General features: G+C 34.0%; 13 protein-coding genes and 2 pseudogenes. 2 read left to right on the top strand and 13 right to left on the bottom strand.

Annotation, left to right across the window (positions count from 1 at the left end; translation table 11 throughout):
* Positions 1 to 47: 47 nt before the first annotated feature.
* The 3 genes from AC0L0O_RS24880 to AC0L0O_RS24890 form a co-directional block, all read right to left on the bottom strand.
* Positions 48 to 917 (bottom strand): ankyrin repeat domain-containing protein, encoded by an 870-nt coding sequence (locus tag AC0L0O_RS24880; protein ID WP_131370560.1) that lies wholly within the window; start codon positions 915 to 917, stop codon positions 48 to 50.
* A 436-nt stretch (positions 918 to 1,353) separates the two neighbouring features.
* Positions 1,354 to 1,857, bottom strand: a complete 504-nt coding sequence (locus AC0L0O_RS24885) for a nitrous oxide reductase accessory protein NosL (protein ID WP_001259394.1) — start codon at positions 1,855 to 1,857, stop codon at positions 1,354 to 1,356.
* Positions 1,858 to 1,991: 134 nt separating this feature from the next.
* The gene (locus tag AC0L0O_RS24890; RefSeq protein WP_000857645.1) at positions 1,992 to 2,246 is read right to left on the bottom strand and encodes a hypothetical protein; all 255 of its coding nucleotides are present in this window, start codon (positions 2,244 to 2,246) and stop codon (positions 1,992 to 1,994) included.
* Between the two features lie 251 nt (positions 2,247 to 2,497).
* Between AC0L0O_RS24890 and AC0L0O_RS24895 the strand changes: the two genes are divergently transcribed.
* Positions 2,498 to 3,802 (top strand): CitMHS family transporter, encoded by a 1,305-nt coding sequence (locus AC0L0O_RS24895; RefSeq protein WP_473786176.1) that lies wholly within the window; start codon positions 2,498 to 2,500, stop codon positions 3,800 to 3,802.
* A gap of 43 nt (positions 3,803 to 3,845) precedes the next feature.
* Here the strand turns inward: AC0L0O_RS24895 and AC0L0O_RS24900 are convergent, their stop codons facing one another.
* From AC0L0O_RS24900 to colA, 7 genes and pseudogenes are all read right to left on the bottom strand, one after another.
* On the bottom strand, positions 3,846 to 4,538 hold the full coding sequence (locus AC0L0O_RS24900; RefSeq protein WP_000503444.1) for a response regulator: 693 nt from the start codon (positions 4,536 to 4,538) through the stop codon (positions 3,846 to 3,848).
* On the bottom strand, positions 4,538 to 6,148 hold the full coding sequence (locus tag AC0L0O_RS24905) for an ATP-binding protein (protein WP_079998613.1): 1,611 nt from the start codon (positions 6,146 to 6,148) through the stop codon (positions 4,538 to 4,540). The genes AC0L0O_RS24900 and AC0L0O_RS24905 overlap by 1 nt, the downstream gene beginning before the upstream one ends.
* Positions 6,149 to 6,299: 151 nt before the next feature.
* Positions 6,300 to 7,247: a methyl-accepting chemotaxis protein gene (locus tag AC0L0O_RS24910; RefSeq protein WP_414629782.1), complete on the bottom strand. Its 948-nt coding sequence runs from the start codon at positions 7,245 to 7,247 to the stop codon at positions 6,300 to 6,302.
* Positions 7,242 to 8,276 (bottom strand): annotated as a pseudogene (locus AC0L0O_RS24915) (HAMP domain-containing protein); the annotation flags it as partial. The pseudogene AC0L0O_RS24915 and the gene AC0L0O_RS24910, both read right to left, overlap by 6 nt.
* A gap of 243 nt (positions 8,277 to 8,519) precedes the next feature.
* Positions 8,520 to 10,100, bottom strand: coding sequence for a flotillin family protein (locus AC0L0O_RS24920; protein ID WP_000155011.1), 1,581 nt, complete (start codon positions 10,098 to 10,100; stop codon positions 8,520 to 8,522).
* Positions 10,101 to 10,112: 12 nt separating this feature from the next.
* Entirely contained in the window at positions 10,113 to 10,661 is a 549-nt protein-coding gene (locus tag AC0L0O_RS24925) for an NfeD family protein (RefSeq protein ID WP_000242435.1), read from the bottom strand.
* A 246-nt stretch (positions 10,662 to 10,907) separates the two neighbouring features.
* On the bottom strand, positions 10,908 to 13,805 hold the full coding sequence (colA, locus tag AC0L0O_RS24930) for a collagenase ColA (protein WP_255181928.1): 2,898 nt from the start codon (positions 13,803 to 13,805) through the stop codon (positions 10,908 to 10,910).
* A 268-nt stretch (positions 13,806 to 14,073) separates the two neighbouring features.
* Here colA and opuD point away from each other — a divergent pair, with 268 nt between their 5' ends.
* Positions 14,074 to 15,624 (top strand): glycine betaine transporter OpuD, encoded by a 1,551-nt coding sequence (gene opuD, locus AC0L0O_RS24935; protein WP_000591594.1) that lies wholly within the window; start codon positions 14,074 to 14,076, stop codon positions 15,622 to 15,624.
* 103 nt (positions 15,625 to 15,727) lie between these two features.
* Here the strand turns inward: opuD and AC0L0O_RS24940 are convergent.
* From AC0L0O_RS24940 to yhbH, 3 genes and pseudogenes are all read right to left on the bottom strand, one after another.
* Positions 15,728 to 16,594: pseudogene (locus AC0L0O_RS24940) on the bottom strand (GNAT family N-acetyltransferase).
* A 156-nt stretch (positions 16,595 to 16,750) separates the two neighbouring features.
* Positions 16,751 to 19,705, bottom strand: a complete 2,955-nt coding sequence (locus AC0L0O_RS24945) for an NEAT domain-containing protein (protein ID WP_473786177.1) — start codon at positions 19,703 to 19,705, stop codon at positions 16,751 to 16,753.
* A 128-nt stretch (positions 19,706 to 19,833) separates the two neighbouring features.
* On the bottom strand, positions 19,834 to 21,009 hold the full coding sequence (gene yhbH, locus AC0L0O_RS24950) for a sporulation protein YhbH (protein WP_000503513.1): 1,176 nt from the start codon (positions 21,007 to 21,009) through the stop codon (positions 19,834 to 19,836).
* Positions 21,010 to 21,348: the final 339 nt, after the last annotated feature.

The raw sequence follows: 21,348 nt of genomic DNA on the forward strand, positions 1-21,348 counted from the left end.
ACTGATTTCTTCATTCTGTCTATCTAAATGGGATTATTTTTCACTTTTTATTCTACTGGTTGTTGTGGTTGTACTACTTCATTTGCACCAGCTGCCCTCAACATATTTGCAATGTCTTTAAAACCTCTTTTTTCAGCAAATTGCATTGGCGTAATATTTTCCTTATTGGCCGTATTTACATCTGCCCCGTGGTCAATAAGCATTTGAATTACTTTCTTGTGATTTTCACTACCATTTCCTAATACGATTGCTTCTACTAAAGCTGTTCCACCACGAGCATTTTTATAATTGACATCAATATCTGTATGCTCTAACAATTCTTTTACGACCTCTACATGACCACGCTCAGATGCAGAAATAAGTGCTGTTCCACCTGACTTAGTCGTTTCTTTCGTATTAACTCCTGCATCAATTAATACCTTTACAATATCTGTATATCCTTCTCTACTTGCATAAAGAAGCGGATTGCTTTGTTTCTCATCTTTAATTTCAATATTAGCACCTGCACCAATTAATGCTTTAACTGTCTCTACATGATTTTGGTACGTTGCTGCAAGGACGGGTGTTTCTCCGTTGTCACCTTCTACGTTTATATTGGCTCCATCTTGAATCAACTTCATAGCTGTTTCTGTGTCTCCAAGAGTGGCAGAAAGTAGCAACTGTTTGTCCATTAAATTTATACTTTTTTCTTCTTTAGATTCTTCCTGTTCTTTATGCTTCTCTTGTTTCTTTTCGTTTTTCACATGAACCGGTTTCGATTCTGGCTCTTCTTGCTTATCGCAAGCCACTACCGTCATTAAAAGTCCTAATAACATACATAATAAAATTTTTTGTTTTCTCACAACTACAGCTCCTATGAAAGATAATGTTTTCTTAACCATTCCTCCATCACATACAATAACTCTTCTTGAGTACATTTATCCATAAGCACTTTATATTCCTTCTTTAATTGGATTATCTTAAACTTATATGATGTTTCTCAACCTATTGGAATGATACGCCTGATGGCCTCATCATTAACATTATGAAGCAATTAGTTTAGCACGTTTTCACCGCATTTGTATACATTTCTAAAAAGTACATAAAGTGAAACTTTAATCAGTGGGAGGGTTCACCCCACTGATTATTAGTTGAACCAATCGGGTATTTACGGGCTGTTGATCTCCCACCTGACTTCTTTGCTCCTGCCTAATTCTGAGGTGGGAGTTTTACTGCCCGTTAATACGGGGTAAATGATTGCTTTAGGTCACTACATTCCATTGTAACCGTTCTTCTAAAAATTTTACACCTTTTCTATATTTACACCTGAGTAATACTAGAAAAAGACAACCATACAGTTGTCTTTTTCTAGTATTAATGATGCCCGCCGTGATTTCCCTTTTTCGGGTTCCCCATCATTTCTTTATTCATTTCCCATTTATGCTCTGCTAGCTCTTTATACGAAAGAACTTTCCCCTTATAGTTAGATACAAAGTTCTCTGCATCTTTTTTGTTTTTAAATGAAATGACATTATAAGCCATTGGTGTTGTAATTGTTTTATCATATACGTAAGTAGCGTCTTCTAACGAAACCCAATCTTTCGAATCATAATCTCGAACAAATTTTTCTTTCGTCTTTTCGCCTGGATTAATCTCCATCCATTTATACATACAACCGATATCATCAAACTTTAATGCTTTTCCATTTTCTAAAATAATTTCCGTTGCAAATTGATTATCCATTACTCCAATTTGGCAAATATCACACTTATCATGCTTCTCATCAATTGCCACTGCCTCTGCTTGTTTCTTACCACATCCTACAATTGTAAAGACAAAGAATAAGCATATAGCAAACATCACATACTTTGTTCTCATTGTATTATTTCCTCCCTAACCCTATCTTCTACAAGGAGCATATCAAAAACTTGTGTGCGATTTGTGAAAAAACAATGTGTCTTTTGCAATATATAGAACAAAAAAGATGTGTAGTCATATCTACACATCTCTCATTATTCACAACCTGTAATTAATAAATCATCTTCCAACCTAACTAATAATGTATCTGTATGAATTTGCTGCCCAACAACTACATTTACTAATCTTATATTTCCACTGATGCCGACTGCAACCTTTTCAAGCTCACCGTTATTTTTTCGGATCATCATTAATTTTTCCCACTCATATACGTAAGAAGATTCATTAACAAAAATCTCTTCTACTTTTCCTTCATAAGAACTACAAATCTCTTCCATTCTTGTTTTCATATAAATCTACTCCCTATTTCACACTTCAATATTGTCATCTTATTCTACCATTCTTATGGAGAGCAGCTTACTTTTTAAAAATTCAAATTAACTACCGTAAACAAAATGACCAAAATAAAAATTATGCTTCTAATGATGTTATTTTTCAAATTATTTACCATTCAAATAGATGCTTTTATGATAAACAAAAAACCTTTTTCTGAATTTTTATTTTATTTTGAAAGCGTAATCATTTTTGAGGGGGAGATTACATGTTAGCACTACTTGGATTTGCAATGGTATTTGTCTTTATGTTTTTAATTATGACAAAACGTATGTCAGCACTAGTAGCATTAATATTAATTCCAATTACTTTCGCTTTAATTGGAGGATTTTATACAGACATGGGGCCTATGATGTTAGAGGGAATTCAAAAACTAGCACCTACTGGTATTATGCTTATGTTTGCTATTTTATATTTTGGAATTATGATTGATAGCGGTTTATTCGATCCTGTCATTAGTAGGATTTTGAAATTTGTAAAAGGAGATCCTTTAAAAATTGTTGTTGGCACAGCAATTCTTACTATTATCGTTTCATTAGATGGGGATGGAACGACAACGTATATGATTACTGTTTCCGCAATGTACCCACTGTATAAACGCCTTGGAATGAATCCACTTATATTAGCCGGTGTTGTTATGTTAGGTGCAGGGGTGACAAATCTTACACCGTGGGGTGGACCGACAGCTCGGGTTATGAGTGCACTTGGACTAGACGCATCAGAGCTCTTTACACCACTTATACCAGGAATGATTGCTGGTGCACTTTGGGTAGTTTTCGTTGCTTACTATCTTGGGAAAAAAGAGAGAAAACGTTTAGGAATTATGGATGTACAATATTTAAAACAAATGCAAACAACAGATGAGCAAGCTGCAACAGTAGAAGCTGCTGTTCATAAACGCCCTAAACTTCTATGGATTAACTTTTTATTAACTGCTACCTTACTTGTATGTCTTATACTAGAAGTTATGCCGTTACCTGTTTTATTTACAATCGCTTTCGCTATTGCTGTTATGCTTAACTATCCGAACTTAGAACAACAGAAAGAGCGTATTGCTTCTCATGCTGGAAACGTATTAGCGGTTGTTTCTCTCGTATTTGCCGCTGGGATTTTCACTGGGATTTTATCAGGAACAAAAATGGTAGATGCAATGGCTAAAAGTGTAGTAACTCTTATACCAGACGCTCTTGGCCCACAACTACCAATTATTACAGCTCTTCTTAGTATGCCATTCACATTTTTCATGTCCAATGATGCATTTTACTTCGGAGTATTACCTATTTTGACAAAAGCTGCTGCTACTTATGGAATTAGTGCAGCTGAAATGGGACGCGCTTCCTTACTGGGACAACCTGTTCACTTATTAAGCCCTCTTGTTGCATCCACTTATTTATTAGTTGGGATGGCAAAAGTTGATTTTGGTGAACATCAACGTTTTACTTTATTGTGGGCAGTTGGAACGACAATGGTCATGTTGATTACTGGAATTTTAATTGGGGTTATTCCAATATAAAATAAAAAAACAGTAGCGGACATATATCCTCTACTGTTTTTTATTATGAAGGAATAAGAAAATATCTTCTTTCTGGTCTCCCAACACTCCCATATATAAGCTCCGCATGAACTTTCTTTCCTGATATTAAATATTCTAAATAACGCCTCGCTGTCGATCTGCTTACTCCGACCATTGAGCTTAGCACTTCCGCAGTAATACCTTCTTCATTCACTGTTAACATATGCTTTTTTATTTTTGCTAAAGTTAAGGGGTCTATACCTTTCGGGGCATATTCTATTTCATTTCCCTTTACGCCTCTTTGAGACCATAGATGTTCTATTTGTTCGATAGATAATTTGTTATTTTTCTTTAACTGCACAAGCTTTTTTTGGTAATTTTCCAAACTTGCTTTAAATCGATCAAACATAAGTGGCTTTACGATATAATCTGTTACTCCGCCCCGCAGGGCGTGCCTCACTACATCTGTTTCCGATGCAGCTGTAATCATAATAATATCTGTATCATGTAAATGATGCCTAATATATGTGACAAGTTCCGTTCCTTGCATATCAGGTAAGTACACGTCTAATAAAACGAGCTGTGGCTTCACAAGATCTAGCCATTCTTTCGCTTGTTCGCCAGTTGTTGCTGTTCCAATTACTTTAAATCCCTCAATCTTTTCAGTAAAACGACGATGAATATCCGCAATTCGAATATCATCTTCTACAATCAATACTTCAATCTCCTCACCCATTACAAATCGCCTCTCTCTTTTGGTAATGCAATAATAAACAATGCACCACCTAAATCCCCTTTTTCGATTGCAATACTCCCATTTAAATCTTCTACTAACTCTTTCACTTTTGTTAATCCATATCCTCTCTTCCCGCCTTCTTTCGTCGAAAAGCCTTTATAGAATATGCTAGTAATTATTTCATCATGAACCCCTTGCCCTGAATCTTCCACTTCAATTACTATTTCTTCTCCGATATCAGTTACAAACATTCTTACCTTCTTATCATGTTCTTCATTTCTTTCAATCGCTTCAAATGCATTCGTAATTAAATTTCCTAAAATAGAAACGACATAATTACTCTCAATATGCGGGCTTAATTTGTCTAAGCTACTTTCTCTATCTAGCATAAAATCAATCTTCAACTCTCTTGCTCTATTATAGAATCCAATTAAAATCCCACCTAACCATGGATTTTGAATTCGTTTCATAATAAATTGAACAAAATCTTGATATACCGCTGTTTCCTTATGAATAAGCTCCAAAGCATCTTCATATAATTCTAGCTGGATAAGACCTGAAAGCGTATACAACAAATTGTTATATTCATGTGTTTGTGCTCGTAATGCCTCTGTATATTGCTTCGTCTGAGATAATTCTGCTGTTAACTGATCCATTTCAGATTTCAAACGCAAGCTCGATACAACACCAGTTACTTTATTTTTCACTTTAATGGGTAGACGGTTCGCAATAACAGCCTGCCCTTTTATATTTAATTGACGATCAAACTGTTCTTCACCAGTTTGAAGTACATCTAATATCGTTGAATTAGGAATTATATCTAAAATAAATTCTCCAATAATATTTCGTTGTTCATCGAGCGAAAGAATATCATAAGCTGCTTGATTGACTAAACTAATCATGCCATTTTGATCAATGACAATAATCCCTTCACGTACAGATTGAATCACTGTACTATGCTCTTCATATAAAGATGAAATTTCTTCTGGCTCCATTCCAAACATCATTCTTTTTATACTGCCAGCTAAATATATAGAGCCTATTACTCCAATTAATAGACCTATTATTGTAATCCAAAACACACGCTTTCCATACACTTCTACCGCTCCATGAATATCATCCATTGAAAATCCAACAGACACTACACCAATGATTTCATTTTCCTGATTACGAATTGGAACTTTTCCGCGTAATGAAGGGCCTAATGATCCAGTTGCTTTCGAAACGTAAGATTTCCCTTCTAATAAAACTCCTTTGTTATCTCCGCCAACCATTGCTTCTCCTATTTTATCTTTCCTAGGATGTGCATAACGAATCCCTTCTTTATTTCCAACTACAATAAAATCAGCATCTGTATCCATTCGAATTTTTTCCGCAATCGGTTGAATAATAGAAGCTGGATTTTCTGTTTGAAAAGCTTCCTTGATTTCTGGTATAGCAGCAACCGTTTTCGCAACATGCAAAGCTCTTTTGCCAATTTGCTCTTCTACTGTTTCAGATAATATGTAATAAAATAAATAACTCGTTAAAAGGAGTACAACTAAAATAAGTGCACTAATAGTTAATGTAATTCTCGGTTGTAGTTTTAATTTTTTAAATTTCAAAACCATTCCCCTAACATGATTAAAGATAGAATTTAAAGAATATACAGTCTCTTCAATTATACTTAATCATAACACGGTTACTCTATATTTCTGTCTTTTTCTCTTCATAAAAAAAGAAACGAAGTAAAATTATTACCTCGTTTCTTAACATTTATTATTACACTTTAAACTTACCAATCATCTCTTGTAATTCCTCTGCCATTTGTGATAAGTGAACTGCTGCTGCATTTATTTCGTCTACTGAAGCTAATTGTTCTTCAGAGGAACCAGCAATATTTTGAACGCTTGCTGCATTTTCTTCAATCGTAGCTGCAATTTCATTAATGGATGCACTTACTTGTCTTGCATCTAACGTCATTTGCTTCGCTACATCTACCATATTATCAATTTGTACAGCTGTATCATCCGTAGATTTCAATATTTCAGCAAAGCTTTGCTTCGTTTCATTTGCAACTACAAGCCCTGATTGTACTTCTGTTCCAACTTGCTTCATAGAACTTACCGTTTCTTTTATATCAAATTGGATTTCTTTCACTAGTTTTCCAATTTCCGTAGAAGACTGTCCTGATTGTTCAGCTAGCTTTCGCACTTCATCTGCTACAATTGCAAATCCTCTTCCTTGTTCTCCAGCTCTTGCAGCCTCAATTGCCGCATTTAGCGCTAATAAATTTGTCTGCTCTGCAATATGTTGAATCACCTCAAGGATTGCCCCAATTTGTTTTGATTTATCATCTAACAAAACAATAACCTTATCTGATTGTGAAACAGACTCATGGATTAATTGCATTTGATTTACAGTTTGTTCAACTAACTTCCCACCATCTTCAGCCTTTTTCTTCGTATACATAGATGCTGTGGATACTAATGAAGAACTGTCTGCAACACGCTGAATTCCTTCTGTAACTTCTTCTAATAATGTTGCACCTTCTTCAACTTCTTTCGTTTGTATTTCTGATCCACTCGACACTTGCTCTATTGCTTGTGTAATTTGTTCCGTCGCTTCACTTGTCTGCTTCATACTAGCTGTTAATTCTTCTGAAGATGCCGCTACATGACTTGCTGAAGTATTTATATTGGAAATGACATGATGTAATGATGCCGCCATCTCGTTAAAACTTTCTCCTAGCTGCCCAATTTCATCTTTAGAATGAACTGTAATTGTTTCTGTTAAATCACCTTCACTAATCTTTTTTGATGATATAACAAGTTGTTTTAAAGGACTAATAATAGAAGCGATTATGAAGTAAATTAAAACCCCGCCAATTATTAATGAAATACCAATAACAGTTAGCGTTTTATAGAAAATAGGATTAGCTGCTTCAATAATTTCTTTTGAAGGCATAATTCCTGCTATTTTCCATCCAGTCTGCTTATTTGTTATAAAGGTAACATTACGATCATCACCATCGAGTTTGAATTTAAAATCGCCTGTTTCCTGTTTGTACAATTCCTTCTCAAGTTTTTCTTCTATTTTGTCACCTGGTTTCATCGTCGGATGTGCTATTACATGTTTAGATTGGTCGAAGATTGCTACATATCCCTTTTTACCAATATTGACCATTTTCGAAGTATTTACAATATCATTAATAATTAAATCAATACCGAGAACACCACTTTTATCCTCATTCTGTTTTGCTATTGTAATAACAATATTCCCTGTTGTACTTGACTTATATGGAGGTGTAATAACCACTTCTCCGCTTTTTTTCGCTGCTTCTTTATACCAATCTCTTTCGGTAGGATTATAACCATCTGGCATTTGAATAGACGGTGATTGAATAAATTGTCCCGTACTAGATCCTGTATAAATTGCTTCTATTTCTGGATGTAATTTATTATATTCTTCTAATTTATTTTGTACATTTTGAAGCTGATCCGTGCCGTAACTTACTCCATTAAATAACTTTGTAAAATATACTGCATCTACCTTTTTACTGTCTATCTCTTTGTTAATAACATTATTTAAAATCTTTACGTTATCTTCCGCTGATTGTAAGATTGTTTCATTAAAATTTGTCTTCGCTTGTTGATAAGACGTCCAACCAATTACAATACTTGGAAGAATTAATACAATAACAAATGATACAAGTAACTTTGCTTTTAAACTACTTCTTCTTAATTTCCCTTGAAGCATATTTCTACCCCTCCATACCGTTTTAAATGTAATTATCTTACATTCAATTCTTTTATATAAATTATACGATTAAGAAGCATCAACTCTTTATCTCTTTTTTCTATTAAAGAGTTAATACATACCTTTTTCATTCTATATAAATTAAATAATTAAAACAATATATTAAAATGTAAATTATTCGAAATATTATAATTCATAGAAGAACCTCTAGTATCTCACTTACTAGAGGTTCCACCCACTATACTATTCTTTATCTTTATCTTTTTCTACTTCTTTTTTCTCATCTTCTACTACAGATACAACAGGTTTATCGTTTGATAATTGATGTACTGCTCCTTTTCCAGCAAATCCTTCTAATAACTCTTTTAAATCAATACCAGAAGAAGCTTTTAATGTTTCTTGCATCGTTGCCATTAAATCAGTCGCATAACCTGCAACTTTTCCGGCGCCGCTATTTTTCCCACCACCGCCTGTATCGACAACTGTAATTTTATCAATGTTGCTAAGTGGACTTGCAACTTCCTTCGCATAACTTGGAAGCATTTTAAGTACCATATCCATAATTGCCGCTTGGCCATATAATTCAAATGCCTCTGCAATTTTTTGTTTCGCTTCTGCTTCTGCTAAACCTTTTAACCTAATAACATCTGCTTCCGCCGTACCTTGTGCTTTTTGTACTTCTGCTTTCGCTTGACCTTGTGCTTTTTCGATTTCCGCCTTCGCTAAACCTTCTACACGTACTTCTTCTGCACGAGCTCTCGCTTCAGCTTCAATCTTATATTGATCCGCATCTGCCTTTTTAATTTGTTTTACTTTTTCTGCTTCCGCTGATTGCTCAACAGCATAGCGATCTGCATCTGCTTTTTTCTTTACTTCTGCATCGTATTGCTTTTCACGACGCGCAATCTCTTTTTCTTCTAATTCAATTTGTTTCTCACGCTCAATGATTTTAACGCGCATTTGCTCTTCTGTAACACCTTGTTGCGCTTTCGCTTGTTGTAATTCGTAAGAAAGATCCGCATCTGCACGGGCTTGCTCTTGCTCTCTCTTATAAGATTGTACTTTTAATTCTTTATGTTTTTCAGCTTCAGCGATTTGGGCATCACGTTGGTATTCAGCTTCTTTCGCTTCTTTCTCAGCACGAGCTTTTTCAATACGAGCTTCCTTTTCACGCTCTGCATTTGCAATTGTTGCATCACGCTTAACTGTCGCAATTTGCGGCTGACCAAGTGCATCTAAGTAACCGTTCTTATCCATGATTTCTTTAATTGTAAAGGAAACGATGCGAAGACCCATTTTCTTTAAATCTGTAGAAGCTACTTCATGCACCTTTTGAGCAAATTGCTCTCTATTACTATACGCATCTTCTACTGTCATAGAAGATAATATCGCACGTAAATGACCTTCTAAAACCTCTTTTGCTTCTACCTTTAATTCCTCTGTTTCTTTTCCTAAATATTGCTCAGCTGCTGTAGATACTTCTTCGATTGTAGAACCTACTTTAATAATAGAAACACCATTTACTGTAACTGGAACACCTTGCTTCGTATACGTATCGCGTGTACCCACTTCTAACTTATAATTTAGTAGGCTTAAAGGTTCTGCTCTTTGCATAATTGGAACTACGAATGTACCGCCACCGCGAATAATCTTAATCTTCTTTCCATCATCAGTGGTAACTACATTTTTCCCACCACCAAGCCAGTTCCCTGTAACAATTAACGCTTCATCTGGTCCAACTGTTCGATACTTCGTAATGAATACTAAAATGAGTAGAATTAAAATTGCAAGTAAAACTCCACCAATAATTAATGGAATTGTCATGTAAATTCCCCCTTATAATTTTGGTTTTTTTAAAGAATAAGCGATGTTTTGTACAAGCAAAACACCATCTTGGACTCCCTCGATAATAACTTCAGTTCCTTGTGAAATATCTTTTTTCCCAATTGTTTTAGCTGGAATTGCATTACTTCCAAATTGGGAGGAGATTAATACTTCACCAAATCCTTCTGTAGGAATTGTCGTAATGACTTCTCCCTTGCAACCAATGAATTCATCCATACGTTGTACAGTATTTTGTTCTGCTTCTGCAATTGGCTTTAAAATTAATATTTTCATTATGAATACACCAATAAAGGATATAGCAAATGCAGCCACGAAAATAAGAATACTATTAAAGGAAAATAAATATTCTCCTATATAACTAAGTCCACATAACATGGCGAAAAAACTAAGCAATAAAGTAGCAACGGATACCGATCCGCCTCCAAAACTAAATATGGATTCAAATATATCCCCAAAAAAGATATAAATCACAGTGAGTATAGTAGCAATAATAAATCCATATAAATAAATTGTCTCAAGTGGATAACCAAACAAAACCATTTCTTATCCCCCTCTCTTAAACAATCCCTTTTTTGTTATGTGTATGCCCCACCTCTTCCAAAGATTATTGTTCTTAATTTTCAGTTATTTAACCTTTAAAGAAAAGCCTGCAATACAGGCCTCTAAAAAAGAACAGGAGAAACCCATTGTGACAGGCTCCTCCTAGAAAATAACCGATATATTATATATCTATATAATATACTATTTTCCACAAAAAGTAAAGTTAAACATACATTGGAAAAGCACTTATTTTACTGATAATTCGTATGTTCCATCGCCATTATCATATTTATATACATACAAGTAATACTTACCTGGTTTTGCATTAAAGTTTGCCTCTATATGATTTCCATTTGCTTGACCGTAAGCAGCATAATTTTGCATATCTGATTCATGGTGAAGTACCCATGTCATCCCAATTCCATACTCATTTAAAACGGAAATATCGATATCTTTCGCTGATGCTACATTAAATGTATAAACATCAGTGTGGTCCCCGCCAATAAGACTACCTTTTATCGTACTATTTAGCCCGATACGATTTGCTTCCTCTGGGCGATTATTTGGTTCTGATTCTGTTAAACTTCCACCTTTAATCGTAACAGTTGTTTCGCTTTTGCTCTCTCTCCCTTTATCATCTTTTACTATTAACGCTACTTTATAAGAACCTTCTCTTTCATATACATGTACTGGATTAACTTCTGCACTTGTGCTTCCATCTCCAAATTCCCATAAATAAGAAACAATTTTTCCATCTTCATCGTTTGAGCCATCACTTTTAAATTGAATTCCCTCTTTTACAAGACCACTATAAGGGCCATTTATATTAACCGTTGGAGCTTTATTTTCTCCATCATCTTTTGCGATTCCATGGAAGACTACATCATATTCAAATTCATTTGAGCTATTCACACGATAATTGACGAAGTATGCTGTAATAGTTTTGTAGCCACTCCATTCTTTTTGCGCCAATTGTTCCAAAGATTCATTTATTTTCTTACTCATTGCGTTCCAATCTTCTGACTCACCTTTTGTTACACTACCTGTATACGTACCTTCTAATGTAAATGTATTAAAGAATTGGGAGCTATGTTTTGTCATTTTTGCATCTTTCATCGGCAACGTATCACTAATTTCTTTCTCTACTGCTGTTAACGATTTTGGTGCATGTTCAGCTAAATAATCATCTGCTACTTCCGGTACATTATATTTATCTTGATTATCAATTAACTGCTGCATATACTCTTGATACGCTTTATTTAACTTAGGATCTTTACTTAGATTTTCACGATATGCATCATAATTTTTCACGTCATTCGCACGAATCAAATCTTGAATTTTATCAAATGTTTCAAACTGATGCGTATATAAGTAAGACTGCAATGCGAACGAGTAATTATAGAAATCCCAAGAACCGTATTTAGCAAATAGTGTACGCTCTGCTGTATAACGGCTTGCAGGATCAGATGATAATCCGCTAATGATGCTCTTTCTCGGTACTACATTATTTGTTCGAGTAGACCCTGCGAAAAATTCTGCATTTCCTTCTTGGAACCAAGTTAACCTTTCATTTTGATACATATCTCCTCTTCCAAATAAACCTGGCACTTCATATCTCCCTTGCAGATAATGGGTAAACTCATGGCGGAATAACTCTTCTAAACTATAAATGCTTTGTTCTGGCGTGCGTTCATATGTAAAGAATGTTCCTGTTTCTTCAATATAAATTCCACCGTTGTTCGTTTCATATCCATACAGTTGTCTATTTAATTGGTACTCTTCTGGACTGTTATAAATTACTATCGTTAATATATCATCTGCATTGCCCGGCTCTAACGCTTTGTCATTCCCAATTACACGATGATACTGCGCTTTTACTTCCTTTGCAGCCCAATATAGTCTCTTAATTTTTTCTTCTGATACTTTATCTCCTGTTTTGAACACAATTGATCCATCGTCGAATGTATACGTTTTTGGTAAGTATTGCTCTTTTCCTTCTTTACGTATTTTCTCTAAATCTACTGTATTCCCGCTATAATCTTTTCCGTTATAATTTGTTGTAATTTGTTCTACTGCGACAAAATACGGTTCACTTAAACGTGGATACATATGCATTGCCTGTGTCACAACTTCTAATCCTTTATTTGGATTGCTATGAAACTTCCCTAAACGACTAGCAAAGTAAATTCCATTATTAACGAGCCACTTATTTTCTGGTGTTACTTCATTTAGAAGAGCGATACGATTTATTTCATTAATAAACCCATCTACTTTTCCATACCACATCGTTTCATTCGCTTCTTTACGAGCCTCAATTAAGTAAGACTGTATATCATAGTCAATCCCTTGCATAATATCGTATATTGCTTGTCCCTTCATTCGATCATTTACATACGTAGTAAAATTATCATTGTATTGCTTTAAAATATTCGATGCGTATTGAACTGTTTCAACATCGCTTGACGCATTACTAATTAATTTACCGTATGCAGATACGACTGTATCTTGTTCAGTTGTACCAAGCTTAAAGTTTGGATTTTTTGCGATTGCTTTTAAAGCAGGTAAACATTTGTCCTGGAAGCTTCTTTCATTTAATTCACTTAACTCGTTATTATAAAATGCCAGATAAAAAGCTGAACGTAACACTTCCGTAAACGTTTGAATTCCTTTTGAATCATCCTTTGTAAATGTACTACCCCGATGAGCTAATTCATCTATAACGACTTGCATTTTCCCTTTATCTTTATAAAAGGCTTTTGCATCTTCGTTAAACTGGAATAAGTCTGTAATTTGATGCCACTTAATACTGCCTAACGTTTCAACTAATTCTTGATTATTCATTTTGTTTAAATCAGCCATTGAATAGCTTTCTTTAACTTGCTTTACTGTCACTTTGTTCGTAATAGATGCTGGTCGCTGTGAAAAGTCTCCTACTTTTAGCCGTTCTTGAAACGATAATGTTTCCTCCGCTTTAGAAACGTGTCCAATCTCATCTACTGGTTTTTCAATTCCAACTGGTTTCGAATGTAATACATTATATGGCACCTTTTCTTCTGCTGATACATGAGTTTGAATTGCCCCCAGTGATAGAGCCATTGTACTAATGCTAAGCATCACTTTATTGATCTTTGATTTCTTGTTCATATCCTTGCCCCCTATTCAAATATTCCATTCACGAATTTAACATAAAATCTAGATACAACAATATAAAATGCAATATTTCATATTATTTCTTCTTACATTTTGTACATATCGTGAACAATTTCCCCACTATATAGCCGCCAATAGTTATGAATCTATAGCGATTAAATAGTCCTTTTACACATGTTAAAAATCGAATTTTTTGACAATTACCCCTTCAATTGTTATGATTAATATAATTGTTAACTTTATTAAACAAGGGTGGGATTCTATGATAAAAAAAGAAAACAGTGTATTCTATATCTCCATCTTGCTAACAACATTATTTATCATATGGGGAATTACCCCGGCAAGTTGGATACAAGGCTATGATTTACAAAGCGTTACATCTTCTTTAAACTCATTTATCCTCAATAAATTTGGATGGTTTTACTCTCTACTTATGACTGCAATGATTATTTTAGCCACGTATTTAGCATTCTCTAAATACGGTTCTATTCGTCTTGGTAAAGATGGAGAAAAACCAAAGTATAGTTATCCATCTTGGCTATCCATGTTGTTTGGAGCAGGAATGGGAATTGGACTCCTCTTTTATGGAATCGCTGAACCGATTTCACATTTTACAGATCCATTAACAGGAAAAGCAGGTACAGAGGAAAGTGCCAAACTCGCTATGCAATATTCATTTTTCCACTGGGGCCTCTTTCCATGGGCACTATACGCAATGGTTGCTTTAACAATTGCATATTTCACATTCCGCAAACAAAAAGGTAGCACAATTGGCGCTACAGTTACTCCATTATTTAATCGATCGAAGAATTCTCCTATCGGAAAAACAGTTGATATTTTAGCTGTTTTAGCCACAGTATTTGGTATTGTGCCATCTGTTGGGATTGGTGCTCAACAAATCGCCGGAGGATTAAGCTATTTATTCCCTTCTATTCATAACACTTTACTTACACAGCTCGTACTTATCGCCATCTTCGCTGTTTTATATTTAACAAGTGCACAAACAGGCTTAGATCGTGGGATTAAATATTTGAGTAACTTAAATTTCTCTCTTGCAGGTATATTACTCGTCTCCTTTTTACTTTTAGGACCAACTGTATTTATTATGAAATATTTCACATCTACACTCGGTTCTTATATTGGAGCTTTACCTAGTATGGGATTAAATTTAGGAGCATTTAATGAAAAATCTTCTTCTTGGATAGAAAACTGGACTATTTTCTATTGGGGATGGTGGATCTCCTGGTCTCCATTCGTCGGTACATTCATCGCCCGTATTTCTAAAGGGCGCACAATAAAAGAATTTATTTTTGGAGTTGTATTAGTCCCAACTCTCATCTGCACATTTTGGTTTGCAGTATTTGGCGGCACCGCTATCCATATGGAAATGTTCCAATCCCTTGGAGTAGCTGATGAAATCGCAAAAAACGGGACAGAGATTGGATTATTTGCTGTTATTTCACATCTACCGTTCTCTACATTTTTAACAATTATCGGGTTAATTTTAGTAGCCACATTTTTCGTTACTTCTGCCGACTCGGCAACATTTGTTGTTTCTATGCAAACGAGTAACGGAAGCTTATCACCGAAAAATAGTTTGAAACTTATATGGGGATTAACAATCGCGATAATCGCAGCTATTTTATTACAAGCTGGAGGGTTAAATGCACTACAAATTGCAGCTATAATCGCAGCACTACCATTTTCTATCGTAGTCGTTCTTATGGTTACTTCGCTCTTTAAAGAGCTCCGAAAAGAAGATATTAATTCGCAAACGAAAGAAGTTCCGAAAAAAATAAAAAAGGTTATGTAACGATTGGCGCCTTAAATTACTTCTAAATCCGTGATGAATGAGGAAAAAAGTAAATGAATAAAACCCATTCATATGAAATATCATTTTCATATGAATGGGTTTTTTACTCTATTATATAGTGTTGTAAACATGCCTTCTCTTCAAAACCTACTTTCTTGTACAACTTCACCGCACGATCATTATTCGTATTCAAACATAGTTCTATCTCTCTCATCCCTTGGAACGAGAAAATATACTGAATTGCTGCTTGTAATAAACGCTCTCCTACACCTTTTCTTCTACTATTTTCAGCAGTTGCAATAAATTCGATATTCGCTTCTTGAAACTCCGGGTTTACTTCTACATATACGTAACCTTCTAACTTCTCATTCTTCATACTTACAAATAATTTATTCGTATCACTTAAACGTCCAATAATTTCATTTCCTTCATAATATGTATTAGGAAAAACATAATTGTGTAAAGCGACAAACTGCCCAAACACTTTTGGTAAAGCTTCTTCTACATTACATATACTGCGCTCTTCCACAGTATTATGACTTAAACTGAAAATACTATGTCGACCTTGTTCTTTTGCATGTAACTTCTTCATTAAACGGGCACAATTATTATTTTCCACATGATAAAAACCATAAAATTTTTCAATATGAAAAGGCACCTTTTCTATAAGTTCCTTCCACATATGTAAAGCAACTTCTTCCCAATTCTCTGCTTTAATAAACGGTCCCCATATCTCTGCACATTTCTTTACTTCATCTATATCAAACCCTAATACACCAATTATTTTATTATTTTCATAAGTAACAACAAAAGATTTTTCCCAACCTATATGAGAAAAATCATGAAAAATTGTATGTAACAACTCCTCTTTCTAATCTCCACAATAGCCAACATGATGAGTAGCATCCTTGTTCATATTTGCAATAAATGATGCAATTTCTTTAACCTTTGAAATTGAACTAATATGCATAACTTCTCCTCCTTTTCTAATACACTTAGACAATGCCTATTAATATCCTTCTCTCATACAAAAAGACATTATCATATGCATTTTTCTAATGAAACTGCCATGATAATGTCTTCTCAATAAATATCAATTATACACAATAATAAGATTTATCGTTTTTTATTTCTTAAATAACCTCTTTCTAAATACGAACATACTTAGTGCGGAAAGAACAAGTGTTATGCCAGAAAGTAAAGTCGATGTGCTAGCTTCACCGCCTGTTGATGGTAAAGATTTCTTGCCTTCCTCTGGCTTATTAGTATATTGTTTATTTAAAGTGTCTGCTTTTCTTCCCTCGTTTTCAACAACTTGATTTTTCCCTTTTGGCTCTTGATCCAATCCTGTTGCTGATTCTTTTACTTCTTTCTTTGGTTCTTTCGCTTCTTCAACTTCTTTTATTGGCTCTTTTACTTCTTCTTTTGTACCTTCAACTTCTTTTACCGGCCCTTTTACTTCTTCTTTTGTACCTTCAACTTCTTCTACCGGCTCTTTTATTTCTTCTTTTGTTTCTTCAACTTCTTTTACCGGTTCTTTCACTTCTTCTTTTGCTTCTTCAACTTCTTTTACCGGTTCTTTCACTTCTTCTTTTGCTTCTTCAACTTCTTTTACCGGCTCTTTTACTTCTTCTTTTGTTTCTTCAACTTCTTTTACCGGTTCTTTCACTTCTTCTTTTGCTTCTTCAACTTCTTTTACCGGTTCTTTCACTTCTTCTTTTGCTTCTTCAACTTCTTTTACCGGTTCTTTCACTTCTTCTTTTTCCACTATACTCTGTATAACTGTTCCGTTAAACCTTATGCTAATTCCATCAGAATCTAAATCAAATTTATATACCTTTTCACCTGGGGTATTCCATTTTATTACTCCGTTATTAAACGTCCCTCCTTCGCTTATCAATTTAATATTCTCAATACTTTCTCCTTCTAAATCATATACAGGAACTTGAATTTCCTCATTTACTTTCGCTTCACTTAAAACGATTTTTTGTCTTCCCACATCAATTGAAAACCACTGACCTAATTGTATTAACGGCCTTACATCACGAATCTCATTTCCAGATAATTTTAAGCTAAGTAAATCTAGCATGGAACCGAGAACCGATACATCTTTAATATGATTGTCCGCAAGATTTAACCATTGTAGATTTTTTAATGCAGATAGTGGTGTTATATCCTCAATTTGATTATGAGATACATTCACATCGTTCAACTTTTCTAAGTTCGAGATAAATTCGAGATTCTTTAAACCTACTCCTTCTAAAGTGAGTTTTTCTAAGTTCGTCATGTACTCTAAACCTGTTATATCTTTTATCTCTTTTCCTTTTTCTTTAAGTATCTCTAATTTTTTAATCTGTAATAAATCTTCTTTTGTGATAGGAGCGTTTAAATTCTCTCTACCTAAATTCTCTTTATTAATATGTTGTTGTAAAGTTTTATCGAGAATTACACTTTCCTTTTGTTCATTATCCTCTTTTATTTCATCTAACCTTTCAACAACATTTTGAATTACTGTTCCATTAAACTTAATACGATTCTCTTCTGGCTTTATATCTAACATAAATTCGTATGTTTTTTCACCGGTAGTACCCCATTTAACAGAACCATTATTAACTATTCCATCTTCACTATTCAATTGAATAGTATCAATTGGCTCTCCTTGTAAATTATAGATAGGTATTTTAACTTCCTTATCTTTTTCTACATCATCTAAAAAGATTTTTTGTCTTTGAATATCAATATACATTCTTTTTCCTAGCTCTTGAACCGGTCTAACATCACGAATTTCATTTGAACCTAGTTTTAAATCATATAAACTTGTTAATTGACTAAGTGGCGTTATATCTGAAATAAAGTTTTCTTCTAAATTTAGTTTTTGTAACCCTGATAATTTTGATAATGGTGTAAGATCTACTAATTCATTTTTGGAAAGCCCTAATTCAATTAATTTATTCATTCCATTAATATGTTCGACATTACTCAATCCATTATTGCTTATTTCAAATGTCTTTAAATTCTTTAATTGGTGAACTCCTTCAAGACCTGCATTACTAATTTGATTATTTGCTACAGTTAAAGTCCTTAAAGATTTCACTGTAAATAATGGCTTTATATCTTTTATATAATTACTATTTAAATCTAGCAATTTAATCTTCTTCATTTGACTTAGTGGGCTTAAATCTGAAATTTTATTATTTCTCAAGCTTAAACTCTCAATATGTTCTAACTCAGCCAAAGGTCCAATATCTTCAAGTTCGGCATAGGTTATACTTACTGATTTTAATTGCCTCAAATTCGAGATAAATTTTATATTTTCTAACTTAACTTCTTCCAACGTTAAGTTTTCTAAGTTCGTCATATATTCTAGACCGCTTACGTCTTTTATTCCTTTACTTTTAGCTTCAACGACTATTAAAGATTTAACTTTTAATAAATCTTCCTTAGTTATTGGCGCATTTAAATTCTCTCTATTCAAGTTATATTTATTAATATGCCTTTGTAATTGCTTATCTATTATTACATTCGCATCTTGTTGATCCAATTTATCCTCCTTATTTTCCTTTTGTTCTTCTGGAACATCTTTATCTAAATTCAATGTATTTACTTCAAATTGTACTTGGTACTTATTATCATAGGCCATTGTTGGAATATAAATATGCATTCGCATATTATACCTTTTTCCTAATTCTCCCACTTCAAACTGAATCACTTTCGTTCCATTTTTCTTTTTATCTTCTGATATTACTTTCACATCATGAAATACACCAGGAGTATGAATATCTTCTGTTTTTAGATATTGGAAGAAATCACTATCACTTAACGTTGCCGTTACAATTTTCTTTCCATTCTCAATTGTTAATTTCGGATTTTTTATATAAACAGCTGCCATAGATTCTTCATTCGTTTTATCTTTATACGCCTTAATAACAGCGTCATATGTACCATCTTCTAAAACATGTCCAGTTTTATTCGCCTCAATTGCCACTGCCGCTAAAGCAGGTGTTGAATAAACAGCAAACGGCAGTGATAACGCCGCCGCTATAACCATTGCATTTATACGTTTTCTTTTATTTTGTTTCAACCTTACATCTCCTCCGAAATATATAATTCGAAATGTAATCATTTCTCGAATAAATGATAATGATTTTCATTATCACTGTCAATCAAAAAAATAAAAAGTTTACAAAAAAAGAACCTCTTTAAAAGAGGTTATGCCATTTTCTCTCCTGATTCTTCTCTAAAGAAGCTCTTCATCGCATGGAATACATCTGCTTTTTGCTTTAAAATATAATATCTGAAATTCTCATCTTTAATATTTTTATAGGCTGACATAAGTGTACTATGGCGGTTGTACTGATTCACTTCCCCATATCCAAACATGTTACACTTCTTCATTAACTCTTCAACAAGTTTTACACATCTAGCATTATCTGATGTTAAATTATCACCGTCTGAAAAATGGAATGGATAAATATTATAGCGGTCTGGTGAGTATTTATTATCAATTAGCTCGAGTGCTTTTTTGTATACAGAAGAACAAATTGTTCCCCCGCTTTCTCCTTTTGAGAAAAACTCTTCCTCCGGAACTACTTTTGCCTCCGTATGATGGGCAATAAATTCAATATCTACTGTTTCATACTTTGTGCGTAGAAATCTCGTCATCCAGAAAAAGAAGCTCCGTGCCATATATTTTTCCCATATTCCCATCGATCCACTTGTATCCATCATCGCTAATACAACAGCTTTTGAATCTGGCTTTAATACTTCATTCCAAGTGCGGAACTTTAAATCTTCTTGATGAATTGGGTGGAAAGATGCTTTACCACGCATCGCATTTCGTTTATATGCGGATATCATCGTTCTTTTCTTATCGATGTTGCCCCATAATCCTGTTTTTCTAATATCATTAAATTCAACATGTTCAATCCGGTTTTCATCCATTTCTTTTCTCTTTAAATTAGGTAATTCTAATTCTTTGAAAAATGCTTGCTCTAATTCTAAAATAGAGACTTCAGCTTCATAATAATCTTCCCCAGCCGCATCTCCTGCTCCTTGCCCTTTTCCTGGTCCTTTTTGCTTTTGACCACCTGATCCATCTCTCGCAACGACATCACCAACTTTGCTGTCACCATTTCCTTGCCCAACGTGTTTGTTTTTATCATAATTGTACCTAATCTTATATTCATCTAAAGAACGAATCGGTATTTTTACAACATCCTTACCATTAGACATAACAATGCTTTCTTCTGTTACAAGATCGGGTAAATTATTCTTAATTGCCTCTTGTACTTTTTCTTGATGGCGTTGTTGGTCGTCATATCCTTTGCGATGGAGGGACCAGTTTTCCTGTGAAATCGTATAATTTGGTTGGTTTTCTTCACCCATTTCTTTCCCTCCTTACTGTAATTGTCTTCCTATATGAACAGCAATCTTGAAATTTTGTTTTATACTGTGCCAGCTAGAATGAAAGGTAACTGCCCATCGAAAATCATCCCATAAACATATATAACGTTTTTCATATAATACTCCGAGCATCCTAAACAAAATTTTGCCACTCACATAATAGAAATGACATTTAACCGTCGATAAGAAAGAAACACAATGCATTGTTGCACACATTTTCACTTTGCAACATATTGTATTGTGTTGGCTTTTTTCGTATGAATGGTTGGTTACTCTATCATATGCATATTGTAAAAATAATTGACAATAAATTCATAAAAT

It is taken from the genome of Bacillus sp. GS3m_15504, from assembly GCF_055825275.1.

Bases quoted from the DNA above. Each gene is read 5' to 3' on its own strand.
- AC0L0O_RS24880 (WP_131370560.1), bottom strand. From the start codon at position 917: ATGTACTCAAGAAGAGTTATTGTATGTGATGGAGGAATGGTTAAGAAA.
- AC0L0O_RS24885 (WP_001259394.1), bottom strand. From the start codon at position 1,857: ATGAGAACAAAGTATGTGATGTTTGCTATATGCTTATTCTTTGTCTTT.
- AC0L0O_RS24890 (WP_000857645.1), bottom strand. From the start codon at position 2,246: ATGAAAACAAGAATGGAAGAGATTTGTAGTTCTTATGAAGGAAAAGTA.
- AC0L0O_RS24895 (WP_473786176.1), top strand. From the start codon at position 2,498: ATGTTAGCACTACTTGGATTTGCAATGGTATTTGTCTTTATGTTTTTA.
- AC0L0O_RS24900 (WP_000503444.1), bottom strand. From the start codon at position 4,538: ATGGGTGAGGAGATTGAAGTATTGATTGTAGAAGATGATATTCGAATT.
- AC0L0O_RS24905 (WP_079998613.1), bottom strand. From the start codon at position 6,148: ATGGTTTTGAAATTTAAAAAATTAAAACTACAACCGAGAATTACATTA.
- AC0L0O_RS24910 (WP_414629782.1), bottom strand. From the start codon at position 7,247: ATGGCGGCATCATTACATCATGTCATTTCCAATATAAATACTTCAGCA.
- AC0L0O_RS24920 (WP_000155011.1), bottom strand. From the start codon at position 10,100: ATGACAATTCCATTAATTATTGGTGGAGTTTTACTTGCAATTTTAATT.
- AC0L0O_RS24925 (WP_000242435.1), bottom strand. From the start codon at position 10,661: ATGGTTTTGTTTGGTTATCCACTTGAGACAATTTATTTATATGGATTT.
- colA (WP_255181928.1), bottom strand. From the start codon at position 13,805: ATGAACAAGAAATCAAAGATCAATAAAGTGATGCTTAGCATTAGTACA.
- opuD (WP_000591594.1), top strand. From the start codon at position 14,074: ATGATAAAAAAAGAAAACAGTGTATTCTATATCTCCATCTTGCTAACA.
- yhbH (WP_000503513.1), bottom strand. From the start codon at position 21,009: ATGGGTGAAGAAAACCAACCAAATTATACGATTTCACAGGAAAACTGG.